The following is a 19,484-nucleotide window of genomic DNA, read 5'->3' as shown; positions in this document are numbered from 1 at the left end:
TTTATTATCGTCACAAAAACACGCTTGCTAGCATCCGGCTCAACTCCTCGGATGAATAGAACAAGACGCATGTATCTCATCGAAGCCTTGCCAGAGCCCATCGAGCAGCACGTACTGGACGTACTCGCCGCAGCCGAACCGGCCACCATCGGCCACTTCATCACCACCGGCATATTGAGCCCACGCATACGCGCTCACTTCGCCAACCTGCGCGCCGTCGGTACCGCGGTGACGGTGAAGATGCCCGGCGCGGACGGCGGCATCTTACATCACGCGATGGGCTGCGCCAGACCGGGTGACTTTCTGGTCGTCGACCGCTGTGGCGAGAGCGTGACCGCTGCCATGGGCGGTGCCATGGCCTACGCAGCCAAGCAGGCCGGCATCGCCGGTATCGTCATCGATGGCTACGTCACCGACCTGGGCGAGATTCGCGAGCACGGCGTACCGGTATGGTCCTGGGGCGCCAGCGCCATCACCACGCGGGTCAAGGGCGAGGAAGGTGAGTTCTGCACAGCGGTGCAGTGCGGCGGCGTGGTTGCCCGCCCGGGCGATGCGGTGATCGCCGACGAGAACGGCATCGTCATCCTGCCCAAGGCGCTGGCCCTGCCACTCGCACAACGTGCCATCGAGTTCCAGAACAACGAGAAGCACACCCTGGCACGGCTCGCCAATGGCGAGAAATTCCCCGATATCGTAGGCTCCCGGGCCCTCATCGACGCCGCCATCCAGGCGCGCTGACGGAGCACCGCAACGACCGCGCCCAGTGCGCCGCAACACCTGCCAGGCCAGGCGATACGAAAAACGATACTGGCCAGGAACACCGTCAGCTTTCTGCCTCGTAGCTCCAGACAATAACAAGAGGACTACCATGAAACTGCAGTTGCTTCACGGAGGGGTTCTCGCCTTGCTTGCCTGTGCGTTCGCCGCCTGCAGCCAGGCCGAGGAACGCCCTCCTCTCGAACTCAACGTCATCGGTGGTGGCAGCCACAACTACAGCTTCCGTGCAGTCGAACGACCATTCTGGAGCCAGACCCTGCCCGCGGCCTCCGGTGGCAGGATCACCGCACGTCTACGCGGCCTTTCGGAAACAGGCCTCAAGGGCCCAGAGATGATTCGCCTGCTACGTGCTGGCGCAGTGGAGGTTGGCATGGGCGTGTTCGCCTTCGTCGCTGGCGACGATCCAGCCTTCGAAGGCATCGACCTGCCCGGCATGGCCGCCGACATCGACACCGCCCGTACCATCGCCAATGCCTACAAACCCGTGCTGCAGCAGCGCATGGCAGAGCGCCATGGCGTCAAGCTGCTGGCCACCGTGCCCTATACCGCCCAGGTGTTCTTCTGCCGCGATGAAATTAACCAACTCGACGATCTGCGTGGACGCAAGGTCCGGGTGCGCGGACGCAACATGGCCGACCTGGTCGCCGCACTGGGCGCCTCACCAGTGACCCTGCCGTTCGCTGAAGTGGTCACCGCCATGCAGACCGGTGTCATCGACTGTGCAGTAACCGGTATTGGCTCGGGCAATGCCGCCAAGTGGTATGACGTGGCCAATCACCTCTACAACCTGCCGGTTGACTGGTCGCTGGGTTTCTACGCTATCGGCCTGAATCGTTGGCAGCAGCTGACGCCCGAGACTCGCCAAGTGCTGCTAGAACAGGCCCAGGTACTCGAAGACGCCCTGTGGCAGGAAACTGCGCGTGAAAACCGCTATGCCCTGGCCTGTAACACCGGCGTGGGCGATTGCCAGATACATCGCCCGGCACACATGCAAGCCCACTCCCCGACGACAGCGGAGAGACAACGCTTGCAGGAAACCGTGCTGAAGATCGCTGAAGACTGGGGCCAGCGCTGTGGCGCCGAGTGCGTCGAGCGCTGGAATGCCACGGTCGGCAAGACCATCGGTACCCACCTGCGCGCCAGCGGCAACTGAGCCGCACGAGCCCGGAGAAAGCAGATGAATACGCCTCTAGCCCCCCTCCATCGCATCACCCGAGCCTGCGCCTGGGTCGGCGGCATCGCTCTGCTGGCCTGCGCCTTGCTGATCAGTCTCGACCTGATCCTGCGCAAGGTCTTCGGTATATCCATGGGCGGCGCCGACGAGATTGCCGGCTACGTACTGGCCATCGTCAGCAGCTGGGCCTTCCCCATCGCCCTGCTCAAGCGCTCGCACATCCGCGTCGACATCCTCTACTCGCGCCTGCCGCTCAAACCCAGGATCGGCCTCGACTTGCTGGCATTGGCCGGCATGGCGGTGTTCGTCGGCGCGCTGCTGTGGCACAGCGGCATGGTGCTGCTCGACTCGATCCATTACGGCTCGGTGTCCACCACGCCACTGCAGGTACCGCTGTGGTTACCGCAATCGCTGTGGTTCGCCGGCTACCTGTTCTTCGCCGTGACGATCCTTGTCCTGGCCTGGAGCAGCCTGGTGCATCTACACCGCCAAAACATGGCGGCCGTCAGTGCAATCGTCGGTATTCACTCGGTGGACGAGGAGATCAATGCGCAATCCTCTATTACCCGTTTCGGCACAGACCAAGGAGCACGCTAGATGCTGGCCTTTACCCTGATCGTGCTCCTCGGCCTGCTTGCCCTCAGCGTGGCGGCGGCCGTCAGCATCGGCCTGCTGGGCATGTCGCTGGCCGAGTTCTATTCCGCACTGCCGCTGACCCGTGCACTCGGCGAAATCGCCTGGAGTACCAGCGCCGAATTCCTCCTGGTGGCTATTCCGCTATACGTTCTGATGGGTGAACTACTGGTCTGCTCCGGTGTGGCCGGACGCATGTACGTCGCAGCCGACAAGTGGCTTTCGTGGTTACCGGGCGGCCTGATGAACTCCAACATCGGCGCCTCGGCACTGTTCTCCGCCACCAGCGGCTCGAGCGTTGCCACCGCCGCGACCATCTCCACCCTGGCGCTGCCCGAGCAGGCACGCAACGGTTACCCGGCCCCGTTGTTTCTCGGCTCCATTGCCGCTGGCGGCACGCTCGGCATCCTGATCCCGCCTTCGATCAACATGATCCTGTTCGCCCTGATCGCCAATCTGTCAGTGCCGAAGCTGTACCTGGCCGCGACCCTCCCGGCTCTGCTGCTATGCCTGATGTTCATCGGACTGATCGTGCTGGCCTGCCTGATCCGCCCCGAACTCGGCGGCCAACGCCGGCATGTGTCCTGGTCCGAGCGGCGAGCCTGCGTACCAGACCTGCTGCCGCCGCTGGTGATCTTCGCGGTGGTTGTCGGCGCCATCTACAGCGGCTTCGCCACCGCCAGTGAATCCGCTGCACTTGGCGTACTTGCGGCCTTCGGTCTGGGTTTGTGGCGGCGTGCCTTTACCTTGCATAGCCTGGGCCAGGCCTTCGAATCCACGCTGCGTACCAGCGGCATGATCATCCTCATCACTCTGGCAGCGTTCTTCCTCAACTTCGTGCTGTCGTCCATCGGACTGACTTCGACCCTGATCGATTTCATCACCGACCTGCAACTGTCACCCATGGCAATGCTGCTGGCGATCATCCTCTTCTACATCGTACTGGGCTGTTTCATGGATACCCTGGCGATGCTCATCACCACAGCGCCGCTGGTGGTACCGGTTATCGTCGCGCTGGGTTTCGATCCCTTGTGGTTCGGGGTCGTGCTCATCGTGCTCTGTGAATTGGGGCAGATAACCCCGCCATTCGGCATGAATCTCTTCGTCGTGCAGAGCATCCGCAACAAAGGCAACTTCATGGATATCGTCTACGGGACACTTCCCTTCTGCTTCCTGTTGATAGCGCTTATTGCCTTGCTCATTCTTTTTCCACAATTGGCATTGTGGCTTCCACAGTGGGCGTGACCCTCAGAAGCCACTTCAGACGAGGACAACTAAGCGAGGCAAATATTTAATAGCGATTTCGAAATAGAATTCGACACTTAACCAACGCACACACCGACGATCTTCCAAGCAAATGGATGTTGCTCTTCCCCGCCCACGACATTGTGCCAATGGCTCTCAAATGCTTGCTGCGGCGTCCTTCGCACGCGGCAATGCCACCTTGCGCCCGTAACTTTTACAGCCGACCAAAGCCCCCTTAACTCCTGACTGAAACAGCATACATCAGCGAGAAAAAGGCATGTCTGAAGCCGCATGAAGTTACCACCCCGCACATTTATCAGCCTAATAAAAATATTGAATCCGACTGCGCGTGACAGCTTCGCGTATTCATAAAAAAATCGTCACACGTCGTATGACAACACGACCAATAACAACAAAAGGTGACATATGCCCAATGACGGCCATCCGCAAGAAGATGCCGGACCGCGAACTTTTCTCGGTTCCGAATACAACAAAGACAACCACTTTCTCTCAACTGCCCAACCGCTGGAGAGAACCCTGTGAAAACGATCTTAACTATCTATTTCGGCACGCTGAAAGTGCTGATCTGCAGCAGCCTGCTGTGCATCACCACGCTGATATTTCTTAACGTGGTACTGCGCTACGGCTTCAATTCCGGCCTGTTCTTCAGTGAGGAAATCTCACGTCTGGCCTTCGTCTGGCTGGTATTCGCCGGCGCCCAACTGATGCTCCACGAGCACGGCCACATTGGCGTCGACATGCTGACCAGCCGCGTCCCTCCCAGGGCGGCAAAGGTGATGATGCTGCTCAGCCAAGTGCTGATGCTCTACGTCACCTGGCTGTTCCTGGAAGGCAGCTGGAAGCAAACCCTGATCAACCTGCACGTCGGCGCACCGTCAACGGGCGTGTCCATGGCGCTGTTCTACGGCGCCGGGCTGGTGTTCTCGGTCGTCAGCATGGTGCTGATCGCCGCACAAGTGGTCGCCAACCTGCGCGCACCGGCAGGCCACTACGCACAACCTTGCACCGAAGGCGCCACGCTCACTAACGCCAACGAACCATCCGGGGTACTCAAGTAATGGCCCTTACCGTCTTCGTTGGCGTGCTGATGGCCGCCATCCTCATCGGCACCCCTATCGCCTATGCCCTGATTCTCTGCGGCGTAGCGTTGATGTGGCTGCTGGGCCTGTTCGATGGCCAGATCATCGCGCAGAACATCATCAACTCCGCCGGCAGCTTCCCGCTACTGGCCATCCCGCTGTTCATCATCGCCGGCGAAGTGATGAACAACGGCGGCCTGTCCAAACGCATCATCAACCTGGCCATCGCCATGGTCGGCCACTTGCGTGGCGGCCTGGGTTACGTGGCGATCTTCGCCGGCGTGCTGCTGTCCAGCCTGTCCGGCTCGGCGCTGGCCGATGCCGCTTCGCTGACCGCGCTGCTGCTGCCGATGATGGTCATCGCCGGCTACAACAAGAACCGCTCCGGTGGCCTGATCGCCTCGGTTTCGGTCCTGGGCTCGATCATCCCGCCGAGCATTGGTTTCGTGGTGCTCGGCGTCGCCTCCGGTCTGTCGATCACCAAGCTGTTCCTGGCTGGCATCGCCCCCGGGCTGATGATCGCCTGCGCGCTGTGCTTCGCCTGGTGGCTGGTGTCGCGCCGCGACAGCGATGTCGAGCTGAGCCCGAAAGCCTCCGGCAAGGAGCGCGTCAAAGCCTTCGTCGACAGCCTCTGGGCACTGCTGCTGCCGGTGATCATCGTCGTTGGTCTGCGCTTCGGCGTGGTCACCCCGACCGAAGCCGGCGCCGTGGCCAGCGTCTATGCGCTGCTGGTCTCGACCCTGATCTACCGCGAACTGGATCTGAAGAAACTCAACGAGGTCCTGCTCGACGCGGGCAAGACCACTGCGGCAGTGATGTTCCTGGTGGCCGCCGCATCCATCCCGGCCTGGATGATCACCATCGCCGACATCCCCGGCCAGATCATCGACCTGATCCAGCCAGTGATGGACAACCCGAAGCTACTGATCCTGGTGCTGATGCTGCTGATCCTGATGATCTCCATGGTCATGGATCTGACCCCGACCATCCTGTTGCTCGCGCCGATCCTGGTCCCGGTGGTCAGCGCCGCCGACATCGACCCGATCTACTTCGGCGTGCTGTTCATGATCAATTGCTCCATCGGCCTGATCACCCCGCCAGTCGGCACCGTGCTCAACGTGGTCTGCGGCATCGGCCGCATGCGTTACGAAGCGCTGCTCAAGGGCACCTTCCCGTTCCTGATCGCCGAAATCGTCGTGCTCATGCTGCTCGTGGCCTTCCCCGCGCTGGTCACAGTGCCTGCTCAGTGGTTCGCCCACTAACGGTTCATCCAATAACAACAGCCAACAAGAAGGACATCACCATGAAAAAGCAACTGACCGCTATCGCCGCGCTGCTGCTGGTCAGCAGCATGAGCTTCGCCGCCGAGTACAACGCGCGCACCATCAAGTTCGCCGCCACCAGTCCCAAGGGCACGCCACCAGCCATCGGCATGGAGATGTTTGCCGAGAAGGTCGCCGAGCGCAGCGGTGGCAAGATCAAGGTTCGCACCTTCCCCAACGGTGTGCTGGGTGGTGACGTACAGGTGCTGTCATCGCTGCAGGGCGGCGTGATCGAGATGATGACCTGGAACGCAGGCCTGATGCTCAACCACGTCACCGACTTCGGCATTCTCGACTTCCCCTTCCTCTACACCGATACCGCCAAGGTCGACGCCATGCTCGACGGCGAGGTGGGCAAAATGCTGACCGACCAGTTGCCACAGCAGAATCTCGTCGGCCTGGCCTTCTGGGAACTGGGGGTGCGCAACCTGACCAACAACAAGCGCCCCGTCACCAAGCTCGAAGACATCGCAGGGCTGAAGGTCCGCGCCCAGCAATCGCCCTTGTTCCTCGACGTGTGGTCAGCGCTCGGAGCCAACCCAACACCGCTGCCGTTCACCGAAGTGCACACGGCGCTGGAGACCGGCACGGTCGATGGTCAGGAAAACCCGGCGGCGCTGATCCTCGCCTCCAAGTTCAATGAGGTGCAGAAATACCTGAGCCTCACCCGCCACAACTACAACCCGCAGATCGTCCTGATCGGCAAGGGTTTCTGGGACAAGCTCAACGACGACGAGAAGAAGTTGCTCACCGACGTTGCCATGGAAGTGCGCCTGGAACAGCGGCGCATTTCCCGTGAAGCCGACAGCAAGGCCATCGCCGAACTGGAAGCGGCCGGCATGCAGGTCAATGAGCTGCCGGAAGCGGAGATCACCCGTATCCAGGAAAAGATCAAGCCGGTGGTGGCCAAGTACGCCGCCAAGATCGACCCGGAACTGGTGAAGAAGGTCTACGAAGCCATGGACGTCCCCCAGCAATGATGCCGAAGGGGCCTCTTGCCACTGCCTGAATGCCTAAATAACCAGCGCGCCGATCCGGCGCGCTCAGCACCCCATGAGGAAGCCATGAAGATTTCGGTTGCACAGATTCACCCCGTAGCGGGCAACCCGACCCAGACCATCGAGAAAGTCGCCGAGACATCGCGCCAGGCCGCATGCGAGGGCTCGCGTCTGATCGCCTTCCCCGAATGCCTGCTCACCGGCGGCTCGTTCGACAGCCGCGAAGACCTCGAACGCGGCGCCATCGAGATCGAAGCGCTGGCGCCGCTACTGGCCGTCAGCGCCGAGACCGGCATCTACATCATCACCGGCTTCTACGAGCGTCTGCCGGATGCCATCTTCAACACCGCAGCGCTGATCGGTCCGACCGGCATCGTCGGCCTGCATCGCAAGCGCCACCTGCCGTTCATGATCGGCGACCGCTTCACCGACACCCCGGACGACTGGACGCCACCGGTGTTCGACACCGACATCGGCCGCATCGGCATGGCCATCTGCTACGAGATTCGCTTCCCGGAAGTGGTGCGTACCCTGGCGCTCGAAGGCGCCGATATCGTCGTCCTGCCAGCTGCCTGGCCGGAGCAGGCGCGCATGCTGCCGGACCTCTTCAGCACCGTACGAGCAGCGGAAAACATCATCTACTTCGTCGCGCCGAACCGCAACGACATGGACGGTGGCATGCAATTCATCGGCATGAGTCACATCATCGAACCGTCCGGCAAGACGCTGGTGCGTGCCGGCCTGGAAGATGGCGTGTACAGCGCCGAGATCGACATCGAGAAGGCCCGCAACAAATCACTGATCCGTGAGCCCGGCGTGTTCGAAGTGCACCCGTTCCGCGACCGCCTGCCCGACACCTACCGCATCTGAGGCACTGGTCATGAACGACACACTGAAACAGCGGATGGCGCGCGGCACCACCTACGGCATGAATATCTACGGCACCGCCTCGATGCCGATTGAGGTCGCCGGCAACTGGGGCCTGGACTTCGTCTTCATCGACGCCGAACACACCTCGCTCGGTATCGACCGAGACATGGAAAAGCTGATCCTCGCCGCCAAGTGCAGCAACATCCACAGCCTGGTGCGGGTGCGCGGCACGCTCGACTGGGATATCCGCAAGGCCCTGGAAATGGGTGCCAGCGGCGTGATCATTCCACAGGTGCACACTGCCGAGCAGATGCGCAGCATCATCCGCTGCAGCAAGTTTCCCCCCATGGGCCGCCGTGGCGGCGACAGCTCAGTTCGCTCGGCGAGCTATGCCGGGCCGAACTTCGACTGGAGCACCTACATTCAGGCTGAGAACGAACGCACGGTGATCGTGCCGATGGCCGAGAGCTACGAGTTCTTCGACAACATCGACGCCATTCTCGACGTCGAAGGCATCGACGCCGTGCACTTCGGCCCGGCCGATTACTCGCTGTCGCGCCAGTTGCCGGTGGACTATCGCCTGGGCAACCCCGAAGTGCTATCACGCCTGCAACTGCTGATCGAGAAATGCCACGCCCGTGGCATTCAGGTCATGGTTCCCTGCTTCCCGGCGGACGACGAAACAGCCAGACGGCTGATCGAGATGGGCAGCGACATGCTGCTGATGGGCAGCGACCTGTCGTGGCTCAACCAGGCTGGACAGCGCATCTCCGCCATCCGCCGGGAGATCGGGCAGTAGCAACCTGCCTGTGGGTGCCGCGGGGTTTCAGGTTCAACCCTGGCAAAGCCCCACAGGAAGAGGTTCGCAAGGAGGCGGAACCATAACGTCTGGCGGGGCAAGGAAGCCCTGCGTTTGCCATTTCACCAGTAGAGATGTCCGCGACGAGGCTGGTACCCTCCCGCGTTTTTTCTCTGCGGAGCTTTACCATGAATCAAGTCAGCGGCTGGTTGCTGGCCCTGCCCTTCCTCGCCGGCGCGGTGTTGCCTCTGCAGGCCGGTATCAATGGCCAGCTTGCCCGCCACCTTTCCAGTGTCTTCGCCGCCGCGCTGATTTCCTTTGCCGTTGGCAGCCTGGCGTTGCTGCTGATGACCCTGAGCCAGCGTGAGCTGCCTGGCCTCGGCGCACTCAAGGAGCTGACCTGGTGGCACTGGAGCGGCGGCCTACTCGGCGCTTTCTTCATCGCGACCGCAGCCTTCGCCGGGCCGCGCGTCGGGGCACTGCTGTTCATGGTGCTGATAATCGCCGGACAACTGGCCATGGCCATCACCCTCGATCATTTCGGCTGGGCCGGCTTTCGCGAATCCCCCATCACCTTCGGCAAGGTGGCGGGGCTGGCATTGATCGTCGCCGGCATCTGGATGATCCGTCGCGGCTGAATTACGTGCGCTCGAAGCGGTAGAACAGCCTGAGACACTGGTCGCCGAAGATTGGCCGACGAAGCCAACAAGCGAGCAGCAGAAGCTAACCCCATGCCAGGTCGGCGGGCGAACAGCAGAGGTGCATTGATCATTTAAAAATGGCGGAAGGCAGTGAGAGTCGAACTCACCCAGGAACGGATGCCGTCCCCCACCGGGTTTGAAGCCCGGCCACGCCACCGGGCGTGATTGCCTTCCTTGTTCGGCAGCTGCCAGTCGCCAGGCAGCCGTTGCCTTGGTTTGCAAGGGTAGCCCACGGTCACCGGCGCTCGTCAATTGCTGGGGCACCGACCGTTCGCCACGCACACGGTTACGCCTAGCCTGGTGCCTGCTCCTCCCTGCTGTTCATCAGTTGTATCGCCAGCGCCGAGTCGCTACGGATGCGTCGCTCGTTGGCCAGGCGACGGGTGAAGCCGATGCGGTCGAAATACTCCAGCAGTTGGATGGCACGCTTGCGGCCGATGCCGATACGGTCTCGCCAATCGACCACACGCAGACTGCCATGCTGCTCCACCAGTTCCAGCGCACGGGCGGCAAGACTGCGCAGGGTTTGTTCGGGATAGAACAGGTCGCGGACCACCTGATGCAACAGGCCCAGGCGCGCCAGTTTTCGCAGCAGCAGGCGCACGGATGCCTCGTCCCGTTGCACGGCGCCAGCCAGGTCACGAACCCAGGGTGGGTCGAAGCCGCCATCGAGCAGCAGTGGCCAGAGTCGTTCGCGCAGGGCTTCGTCGTCCGGGCTGAGCTGCACGCGGTGGTCCGGCAGGTGCAACCAGGGGCCGCTGCTGGCGATGCGTCCATCGGCCAGAGCCTGGTCGAGCAGGGCGACGAAGACCGGGCGCTCCAGTTCGCTCAGGGCATAACGGCGCAGGCGGTCGCGGTCGGGGCCGAGTTCGTCCGGCGATTCATCATGGAAACGGCGCAGACCCTCGACCAAGGCGTCGCGCAGCGTCTGCAGATGCGCCGCATCGAACAGGCGCGTGCCCTGACGGGTTGCCAGTTCGCACGCCCCATCCGGCAGTGCCCAGCTCTCACGCGGACGATTGAACTGCCGCTCCAGCAGCGCGGGATCGAGGCCGTTATCGGCCGACTGCAACAGTACCGGCAGGGCCTGTTCCAGGCTGGCGCCCTGCAGCGCCTGCAATTGCCGCAAACGTTGCGGCGCACGGCGGCCGCGGGCCGGGGCGAAGGGATCGAGCACACAGCCGCCACCCAGCGTGCGTTGCGCCGACTGGTCGCGCAGCACCAGGGTATCGCCGTGCGCGGCATGCGCCGGGGCGTTGAGCAGCAACTGCGCCAGACAATGCTGCCCGGGCGCCAGGCTGTCGGTGTCGAGCAAGGCGATGCGTCCGGTGACATCCTGCGCGCCCAGGTGCACGTGCACCGAGGTCCAGTGCGCCAAAGCCCGCGACTCCGAGGCCAGCAGCTGCAGTTGGATATCCAGCCGGGTGGTCGGCGCCAGCAAGGCCGGCGCCAGCAGCCAGTCGCCTCGGTGCAGTTGCTCGACCGCCAGCCGCTCGCCGGCCAGGTTCAGCGCCACCCGCTGGCCGGCAAAGGCGCTGTCGGCCTGGCGATTCTGCGCGTGTAGGCCACGCACGCGCACGCGGCGCCCGGATGGACTTAGCAGCAGTTCGTCGCCCAGCGCTACACGGCCGGCAAAGGCGGTGCCGGTCACCACTACGCCAGTGCCCTCGACGCTGAAGGCGCGGTCGATGGGCAGACGAAAATGGCCATAGCTGGTGCGCGCCTGGTGCACCGCAGAGATGGCCAGCAGGCGTTCACGCAGGAGTTCGACGCCTCGCCCGCTGAGGCTGTCCACCGCCAGCAGTTCGGCGCCCGCCAGCGGCCCGGGGGCGAGCAGGTTTTCCACCTGCTCGCGCACCTGTTGCACCCGCGCGGCATCGACCCGGTCGATCTTGGTCAGGGCGACGAGCGCCTGACGGATGCCCAACAGCTCGGCTATCGCCAGGTGTTCGCGGGTCTGCGGCATCACCCCGTCGTCAGCGGCCACCACCAGCAACAGCAGGTCGATGCCACTGGCGCCAGCGAGCATGTTGTGGACGAAGCGTTCGTGCCCGGGCACGTCGATGAAGCCGGTGAGCTGGCCGTCGCCTAGATCGGCGTAGAGATAACCCAGGTCGATGGTGATGCCACGGGCGCGCTCGGCCGGGCGGCGGTCACCCTGCTGGCCGGTCAGCGCCTGCAGCAGCGCGGTCTTGCCATGGTCGATATGGCCGGCAGTGCCGACGATCACGCCTGCGCCTCGCGCAGCTGCGCCAGCTGTGAGACGAAGGCGGGTTCATCGTCGAGCTGGCGCAGGTCGAGCCACAGGGCGTCGTCATCGATGCGGCCGATCACCGGGATCGGCAGCTCGCGCAACTGCCCTTCCAGTTCGCGCAGCGCACGGCCACGCAGACGTTTGGAGGTCTGCGGGCGGATGCACAGCGCCGCACTGGGCAGGCGTGCCACCGGCTGCGCGCCGCTGCCGATCATGCCCAGGGCATTTTCCACGCTGACCTGCCAGTGTTCGCCGAGGCTGCCAGCCAGCACCGGAGCGACACGCTCGGCCTGGGCGCGGATATCCGACTGCGGACGGCTGAGCAGGCGCAGGCTGGTGAGGCGCTCGCCGAGGCGAGCCGGGTCGCGGTACAGGCCGAGCACCGCTTCCAGCGCGGCGAGGGTCAGCTTGTCCACGCGCAGGGCGCGCTTGAGCGGGTTCTTCTTGATACGCCCGATCAGTTCCTTGCTGCCGAGGATGATGCCGGCCTGCGGGCCGCCGAGCAGCTTGTCGCCGCTGAAGGTGACGATATCGGCGCCGTCGCGCAGCGCTTCCTGCACCGTGGGCTCCTTGGGCAGGCCCCAGCGCGAGAGATCGACCAGGCTGCCGCTGCCAAGGTCCTCCAGCAGCGGCAGGCCGTGAGCGTGGGCGATGGCGGCCAGGTCACGGGTGGCGACGCTGGCGGTGAAGCCCTGCACGCTGTAGTTGCTGGTGTGCACGCGCATCAGCAGGCCCGAACGCGGGCCGATGGCGGCCTCGTAGTCCTTGGCGTGGGTGCGGTTGGTGGTGCCGACCTCGATCAGTTTGACCCCGGCACGCGCCATGATGTCGGGGATGCGGAAGGCGCCGCCGATCTCGATCAGCTCGCCACGGGAGATGATGCCCTCCTTGCGCGCACCCTGGCTGTTGAGCGCCAGCAGCACAGCCGCGGCGTTGTTGTTGACCACGGTGACCGCCTCTGCGCCGGTCAGCTCGCGGATGAGGCCGATGATCAGGTCGTCGCGGTCGCCGCGCTTGCCGCTGGCCAGATCGAATTCCAGGTTGAGCGGGTAGCGTGCAGCCTGGGTGATGGCGTCGATGGCCTCCTCCGGCAACAGGGCGCGCCCGAGGTTGGTGTGCAGCACCGTGCCGGTCAGGTTGAACACACGGCGTACACGACTGGCGTGGCGAGCGGCCAGGCGTTCGCCAGCACGACCGGCGAGCACCGCCTCGCTGAGCTCCACGGCGGCAAGTTGGCCGCTGCGGGCGGGTTCGCGCAATTCATCGAGCAGATCACGCAAAATCGCCAGCAAGGCATCGCGACCGTAGCGCTGCTGCAGGGGCGCTACGCTTTCGCAACGCAGCAGGCGGTCAATGGAGGGAAGACGGGCAGCATTGGCATTCATCGTCAGCGCTCTCAGTCGGAACTGCCGGGTGCTAGCAGCAGGTTCGGCGCACGGCGCAGGTGGCCCTCCTCACTCAGGCGCATGTCCAGGTCGAGGCTGGCCAGATCATCGGCGACCGCATCGGCCTGATCGTCGAACTCCAGGTAGCACTGCTTCAGGTAGCTCTGGCAGCTCGGGCAGGTCTCGGCGCGGATCGCCGAGCGCTCGGGCGCCACGCCCTCACGCTCGAGCGACAGGTAGGCCAGGTGCTTGGAGGATTCGCAATGGCTGCACTTGACCCGCACGTGGTGCCATTCGCAGGCACACAGCGAGCAGCTCAGGTAGCGCAGCCCGGCGTACTTGCCGCGATGGCGCAGCATGCCGGCCACCGGTGGCGAGCCGCAGGCCGGGCACAGGGTCTGGCTGGAGGTTTCCACCAGCCGCTCGCTGGGCAGTGCCAGCAGCCAGTGGCTGAAGGCGACCTGCAGGGCGGCGCCGAGAAACGGCACCAGCGCGGCCGGCAGCAGATCGAACTGGCCACCCAGCAAGGCAATCGCCCAGGCCTTGCGCTGGCCGCTATCGGCCTCGCGCAAGCCTGCCAGGGCGGCGCCTACCGACGGATTAGCGTCGGCCTTGATCTCGGCCAGCAAGGCGTCGAGGGCGGGTTGCCAGGCATCACCGCGTACCAGGGTGTCGAATGCCAGTGGCGGCATGTGATGCTCGAAACTTCGCGACAGGGCCTCGGACGATGGGCCAGGTAAGGTCGGCGGTGCATCCAGCACGCGTTGCTGCGCCTCGCACAACTTGGCCATCAGCAGCAGATAGGCCGCCAGCGGATGATCGACCGCCAGGCTATGCAGGCGCCGGGCGCGGCGACTGAACAGATCGGGCTCGGGCAGGTGAAGAAAAGGCGGGATATTGGCCGCAGCTTCGATCTGCCCCGGCTCGAGAATCTGGCCTGACACGCAGGACTCCTTAGGGACTGCTCCCGTGGTTTTCGCTAGTTCAGCCTAGACCAGGCCGACGAGCTTTGCCGGCTGTTGGGTCGGGTTCGTGTAGCCCGGATGAAATCCGGGGAATGCCGAGAGCCGCGCTGGTTTGCCTCGGGTCACGCACCCTTGAGAAGCGCTTTGCCGGCGAGTGTTTATCGCGGCTGAAGCCGCTCCTACGGGGTGGGTTGTCGCGGCTGAAGCCCCTCCTACAAAAGCAGAGCGCCCCCCCCCGGATTGCATCCGGGCTACGGGAGCGCGGTGGCGTGGGAGGCGCTTTAGCGGCGAGCTTTTATCGCGGCTGAAGCCGCTCCCACCAACCATTAGCCGCGATACAGCCCTCATTCAGTGGCGCTTGTGGCTGTCTTTGCTGACTTCCTCGTACCAGGCCGCATGGTGCTTGCGCGCCCAGCCGCGGCTGACCCAGCCATTGAGCATGGCGCCGATGGAGCCCTTGACCCAGATGCCGGCGTAGACGTGCACGATGATGCAGATGATCAAGCCCCAGGCCGCCGCGGCGTGCAGCAGCGAGGCCAGGCGGATCAGCTCGATGCCGAACAGGTGGCTGAAGTACTGGCGCCACATGACGATGCCGGTAGCCAGCAACACCAGCATGCACAGCAGCAATACCCAGAACAGCAGCTTCTGCCCGGCGTTGTAACGCCCCACCGGTGGCAGGCGCTCCTCACGGTTACTGATCACGTCACGCCATTGCGCCAGCCACTGACGATCGCGCGCCTCGAGGCGGTTGTGCCCGGCAAAGCGCATCACCAGCCAGAGGAAGAACAGGAACATGGCCAGGCCGAGGAAGGGATGCAGAATGCGCGTCCATACCCCGCCACCGAACAGGTTGCTGAGCCAGAACAGCGATGGGTGGAACAGCGCCAGGCCGGACAGACCGGCGAGGACGAAGAGGATCGCCACCACCCAGTGGTTGCTGCGTTCGCCGGCCGTGTAGCGTTGGATATCGTGTTTCATACTGGTCTCCTACGGCCGCTGGTTCGGATCATAGGTGTGCACGGCCGGGTCGACCTGATGCACGGCAGGGTCACCGGTCACGGGCTCGTCTTCCTCCACGCGGTTGCGCCCGACGCGGATGTAGTGGAAGAAGCCGATCAGCGCCGTGGCGCCCATGGCCAGCAGGCCGAGCGGCTTGGTCACGCCCTTCCACAACGATACCAGCGGGCTGATGCTCGGCTCGTTCGGCAGGCCGGCATAGAGCGACGGCTGGTCGGCGTGATGCAGCACGTACATCACGTGGGTGCCACCGACGCCATCAGGATCGTACAAGCCGGCGTTGTCGTAGCCGCGTGACTTCAAGTCGGCTATGCGCCCATCGGCATGCTCCTTCATCGCCTCCTTGGTGCCGAAGACGATGGCGCCGGTCGGGCAGGTCTTCACGCAGGCCGGCTCCATACCTACGGCTACGCGGTCGGAGCACAGGCTGCACTTGTAGGCCTTGTGGTCCTTCTGCGAGATACGCGGGATGTTGAACGGGCAACCGGTGATGCAATAACCACAGCCGATGCACTTGTCCTGATTGAAATCGACGATGCCGTTGGCGTACTGGATGATCGCGCCCGGGCTGGGGCACGCCGCCAGGCAGCCAGGCTCGGCGCAGTGCATGCAGCCGTCCTTGCGAATCAGCCATTCCAGCTTGCCGCTTTCGTCCTCGTGCTCGGTGAAGCGCATCACCGTCCAGGAGTTGGCGGTGAGGTCGGTCGGATTATCGTAGGTGCCGTGGTTCTGACCGACCTCGTCACGCAGGTCGTTCCATTCCGAGCACGCCACCTGACAGGCCTTGCAGCCGATGCACTTGGAAACGTCGATAAGCTTGGCCACCTCGCCGACCTGCCTTACGGAGGGCATCGGCGTGGTGGTGGCGGAGCGGGCGATGATGTCTTGTGAGGCCATGACGCTGCTCCTATGCCTTTTCCACGTTGACCAGGAACGACTTGAATTCCGGAGTCTGCGTGTTGCCGTCGCCAACGAAGGGCGTCAGGGTGTTGGTCAGGTAGCCGTTGCGCGCCACACCGGCGAAGCCCCAGTGCAGCGGGATGCCGATCTGGTGCACGGTCTTGCCGTCCACGGTCAGCGGCTTGATGCGCTTGGTCACCACCGCCACCGCGTTGATGTAGCCACGGTTGGACGACACCTTGACCCGCTCGCCGGCGGCGATGCCCAGTTCCCTGGCCAGCGCCTCGCCGATTTCGACGAACTGCTCGGGCTGGGTAATGGCGTTGAGCCGACAGTGTTTGGTCCAGAAGTGGAAGTGCTCGGTCAGGCGGTAAGTGGTGGCTGCATAGGGGAAGGCGTCCGCCTTGCCCAGCATCTCCATATCGGCCTTGAACACCCGCGCCGCCGGGTTGCTGATGGCCAGCGCGTTGTCCGGGTGCATCGGGTTGCGCCCGATCGGCGTCTCGAACGGCTCGTAGTGCTCGGGGAATGGCCCTTCGGCCATCTTGTCCACGGCGAACAGGCGCGCCACCCCTTCAGGGTTCATGATGAAAGGGTTCATGCCCTCGGCAGGTGGCGAGTCGGCCTTGAAGTCGGGCACGTCGGTGCCGCCCCAGGCCTTGCCGTTCCACCACACCAGACGCTTCTTCTCCACGTCCCAGGGCTTGCCGCCGGGGTCGGCCGAGGCACGGTTGTAGAGAATGCGTCGGTTGGCCGGCCAGGACCAGGCCCAGCCAAGGGTCTGGCCCATGGCGTAGGGATCGGCGTTGTCACGCCGCGCCATCTGGTTACCCTGCGCCGTCCACGAGCCGCAGAAGATCCAGCAACCACTGGCCGTGGAACCGTCCGCGCGCAGCAGGCCGAAACCACTGAGCTGCTCGCCAGCCTTGGCCTGCAGCGCTCCGGTGGCCGGGTCATAGAGGTCTTCAAGGGCCTTGCCGTTGAACTCGCGGGCGATCTCGTCCGGTCCTGGCTCGTCCGGTTTCAGATACGACCAGTCTAGGTTGAGGATCGGATCGGGGAAGGCGCCGCCCTCGGTGGCATAGGCCTGGCGCAAGCGATGGAACAGCCCGGCCATGATGGCGATGTCGGTGCGTGCCTGGCCGGGTGGTTCGGCGCCCTTCCAGTGCCACTGCAGCCAGCGTCCGCTGTTGACCAGCGAGCCATCCTCCTCGGCGAAGCAGGTGGTGGGCAGGCGAAACACCTCGGTCTGGATGCTGGCGGTGTCGACGTCGTTGAACTCGCCGGCATTGCGCCAGAACTCCGAAGTCTCGGTGGCCAGCGGGTCCATGATTACCAAGTACTTGAGCTTGGCCAGCGCAGCGCTGACCTTGGCCTTGTCGGGGAACGAGGCGATGGGATTGAAACCCTGGCAGAAGTAACCGTTGACCTTGCCCTCGTACATCATGTCGAAGACCTTGAGCACGTCGTAGCCGGGTACATCCAGCTTGGGCAGCCAGTCGAAGCCCCAGTTGTTCTCTGCCGTGGCGTTCTTGCCGTACCAGGCCTTCATCAGGCTGACGTGGAACTTCTCGTAGTTCTGCCAGTAGGACAACTGCCCCGGCCGCAGCGGTTTGGGCGCGCGCCTGGCGATGTAGGCGGCATAATCCTGTTCGGCATCCAGCGCCAGGCTGAGGTAGCCCGGCAACAGATTGGAGAGCAGCCCGAGGTCGGTCAGCCCCTGGATGTTGGAGTGACCACGTAGGGCGTTCATCCCGCCACCCGGCATACCGATGTTGCCCAGCAGCAACTGCAGCATGGCGCCGGTGCGGATCATCTGCGACCCCACCGAGTGCTGCGTCCAGCCCAGGGCGTACATGATGGTCATGACCTTGCCCGGCGCCGAGCACTCGGCGATGGTTTCCCACACCTGCAGCATCTGCGCCTTGGGCGTGCCGCAAATGCTGCTGACCAGGTCAGGCGTGTAACGGCTGTAGTGCTTCTTCAACAGGTTGAACACGCAGCGTGGATGGCTCAGCGTCGGATCGACCACGGCATAGCCGTCTTCACCGATCTCGTAGCCCCAACTGGTCTTGTCGTAGCGCCGCATCTCGGCGTTGTAGCCACTGAACATGCCGTCTTCGAAGGCATAGTCCTCGCGCACCACGAAGCTGACGTCGGTGTAGTTGCGTACGTACTCGTGCTGGATCTTGTCATTTTCCAGCAGGTAGTTGATCAGCCCACCGAGGAAGGCGATATCGGTGCCGGTGCGAATCGGCGCATAGAGGTCAGCCACGGAGGCCGAACGAGTAAAGCGCGGATCGACCACCACCAACCTGGCCTTGTTGTGCGCCTTGGCTTCGGTCACCCACTTGAAGCCACAGGGGTGGGCCTCGGCGGCGTTGCCGCCCATGATCAGCACCAGATCGGCATTCTTGATGTCGGTCCAGTGGTTGGTCATGGCTCCACGGCCAAACGTCGGGGCAAGACTTGCCACCGTCGGGCCATGTCAGACACGTGCCTGGTTATCGAACCCCAGCATGCCAAGGGAACGCACCACCTTGTGGGTGATGTAGCCAGCCTCATTGCTCGACGCCGAGGCGGCCAGGAAGCCCGAACTCAGCCAACGATTGACCGTCTGGCCCTGTGCGTTCTTCTCGATGAAATTGGCGTCGCGGTCGGCCTTCACGTGCCGGGCGATGCGATCCAGCGCTTCGTCCCAGTCGATACGCTTCCACTCATTGGAGCCGGCTTCGCGTACTTCCGGGTATTTCAGGCGGTTGGGGCTGTGGACGAAGTCCAGCAAGCCGGCGCCTTTGGGGCAGAGGGTGCCGCGGTTGACCGGATGGTCGGCGTCGCCCTCGATATGGATGATGTTCTGCGCCACATTCTTCGCTGCATCGCCCTGGCTGTAGAGAATCAGGCCGCAGCCGACGGAGCAGTAGGGGCAGGTGTTGCGGGTTTCGGTGGTGCGGCTCAACTTGAAGTGCCGCACCTGGTCGGCGAAGGCTTCCGGGGGTGCGACGCCCAGAGCCGCCAGGCTCGATGCTCCAAGGCCTACGCCGCAGACCTTGAAGAACTGTCGACGGTTCATGTCCATCGTGGGTCTCCCAAATCAGGCTGACGCCCGGTGCGTTGCCGAGCGAATCGTTATCAAGCCTAGACCATCACGTCAGGTTCGCCAGACAGCTCGTCGCGACACGGGTGAGGCCGAGAAAGACGAACGGCGAAAGAGTACTAGCAATTGGACATCCTACGTTGCAGGAAAAAGCGCTATGCTCAGCTCCTGACTGTGATCACAAAAGTTTCGGAGAAGCTTTGACGTCGCCCCAACAGCCTGGATGCTGAACACCAGCGACAGC

At 63.6% G+C, this 19,484-nt stretch carries 16 protein-coding genes and 1 tRNA gene; 10 read left to right on the top strand and 7 right to left on the bottom strand.

Going from position 1 to position 19,484, the window contains the following annotated elements; genetic code table 11:
- The first annotated feature begins 69 nt into the window (after positions 1–69).
- The 10 genes from EL191_RS04265 (at position 70) to EL191_RS04220 (ending at position 9,556) form a co-directional block, all read left to right on the top strand.
- Positions 70–738 (top strand): RraA family protein, encoded by a 669-nt coding sequence (locus tag EL191_RS04265; protein WP_013713982.1) that lies wholly within the window; start codon positions 70–72, stop codon positions 736–738.
- Between the two features lie 130 nt (positions 739–868).
- Positions 869–1,930 (top strand): TRAP transporter substrate-binding protein, encoded by a 1,062-nt coding sequence (locus EL191_RS04260; RefSeq protein WP_013713981.1) that lies wholly within the window; start codon positions 869–871, stop codon positions 1,928–1,930.
- Positions 1,931–1,954: 24 nt separating this feature from the next.
- Positions 1,955–2,548 carry a TRAP transporter small permease subunit gene (locus EL191_RS04255; protein WP_041976733.1) on the top strand — a complete coding sequence of 198 codons (594 nt, stop codon included), beginning with the start codon at positions 1,955–1,957 and terminating at the stop codon, positions 2,546–2,548.
- Positions 2,549–3,829 carry a TRAP transporter large permease gene (locus tag EL191_RS04250; protein WP_041976730.1) on the top strand — a complete coding sequence of 427 codons (1,281 nt, stop codon included), beginning with the start codon at positions 2,549–2,551 and terminating at the stop codon, positions 3,827–3,829.
- Positions 3,830–4,368: 539 nt separating this feature from the next.
- Positions 4,369–4,908: a TRAP transporter small permease gene (locus EL191_RS04245; RefSeq protein WP_041976728.1), complete on the top strand. Its 540-nt coding sequence runs from the start codon at positions 4,369–4,371 to the stop codon at positions 4,906–4,908.
- Complete coding sequence (locus EL191_RS04240) at positions 4,908–6,191, top strand: TRAP transporter large permease subunit (protein ID WP_041976726.1); 1,284 nt, start codon at positions 4,908–4,910, stop codon at positions 6,189–6,191. Before EL191_RS04245 ends, EL191_RS04240 begins: the two co-directional genes overlap by 1 nt.
- 41 nt (positions 6,192–6,232) lie before the next feature.
- On the top strand, positions 6,233–7,231 hold the full coding sequence (locus EL191_RS04235; protein ID WP_013713976.1) for a TRAP transporter substrate-binding protein: 999 nt from the start codon (positions 6,233–6,235) through the stop codon (positions 7,229–7,231).
- 84 nt (positions 7,232–7,315) lie between these two features.
- On the top strand, positions 7,316–8,119 hold the full coding sequence (locus EL191_RS04230) for a carbon-nitrogen hydrolase family protein (RefSeq protein WP_041976724.1): 804 nt from the start codon (positions 7,316–7,318) through the stop codon (positions 8,117–8,119).
- Positions 8,120–8,129: 10 nt separating this feature from the next.
- Entirely contained in the window at positions 8,130–8,918 is a 789-nt protein-coding gene (locus EL191_RS04225; RefSeq protein ID WP_041976722.1) for an HpcH/HpaI aldolase family protein, read from the top strand.
- Between the two features lie 188 nt (positions 8,919–9,106).
- A complete protein-coding gene (locus EL191_RS04220; RefSeq protein ID WP_013713973.1) occupies positions 9,107–9,556 on the top strand; it encodes a DMT family transporter in 450 nt (149 codons plus the stop codon).
- 141 nt (positions 9,557–9,697) lie between these two features.
- On the opposite strand, the gene EL191_RS04215 is transcribed toward EL191_RS04220, so the two are convergent.
- From EL191_RS04215 to fdnG, 7 genes are all read right to left on the bottom strand, one after another.
- A tRNA-Sec gene (locus EL191_RS04215) sits at positions 9,698–9,793 on the bottom strand.
- Between the two features lie 118 nt (positions 9,794–9,911).
- Positions 9,912–11,849, bottom strand: a complete 1,938-nt coding sequence (gene selB, locus EL191_RS04210) for a selenocysteine-specific translation elongation factor (protein WP_041976719.1) — start codon at positions 11,847–11,849, stop codon at positions 9,912–9,914.
- Positions 11,846–13,258: an L-seryl-tRNA(Sec) selenium transferase gene (gene selA, locus EL191_RS04205; RefSeq protein WP_041976717.1), complete on the bottom strand. Its 1,413-nt coding sequence runs from the start codon at positions 13,256–13,258 to the stop codon at positions 11,846–11,848. Before selA ends, selB begins: the two co-directional genes overlap by 4 nt.
- A gap of 11 nt (positions 13,259–13,269) precedes the next feature.
- Complete coding sequence (fdhE, locus tag EL191_RS04200; protein ID WP_041976714.1) at positions 13,270–14,202, bottom strand: formate dehydrogenase accessory protein FdhE; 933 nt, start codon at positions 14,200–14,202, stop codon at positions 13,270–13,272.
- Between the two features lie 369 nt (positions 14,203–14,571).
- The gene (locus EL191_RS04195; protein ID WP_013713969.1) at positions 14,572–15,204 is read right to left on the bottom strand and encodes a formate dehydrogenase subunit gamma; all 633 of its coding nucleotides are present in this window, start codon (positions 15,202–15,204) and stop codon (positions 14,572–14,574) included.
- Positions 15,205–15,213: 9 nt separating this feature from the next.
- Entirely contained in the window at positions 15,214–16,140 is a 927-nt protein-coding gene (gene fdxH / locus EL191_RS04190; RefSeq protein ID WP_017361437.1) for a formate dehydrogenase subunit beta, read from the bottom strand.
- 10 nt (positions 16,141–16,150) lie between these two features.
- Positions 16,151–19,222 (bottom strand): formate dehydrogenase-N subunit alpha, encoded by a 3,072-nt coding sequence (gene fdnG / locus EL191_RS04185; protein ID WP_145972588.1) that lies wholly within the window; start codon positions 19,220–19,222, stop codon positions 16,151–16,153.
- Positions 19,223–19,484 lie beyond the last annotated feature (262 nt).

The sequence above is a fragment of the Pseudomonas mendocina genome (assembly GCF_900636545.1).
Taxonomy (GTDB): Bacteria; Pseudomonadota; Gammaproteobacteria; order Pseudomonadales; family Pseudomonadaceae; genus Aquipseudomonas; species Aquipseudomonas mendocina.
This window is presented reverse-complemented; position numbering and strand designations above follow the sequence as displayed.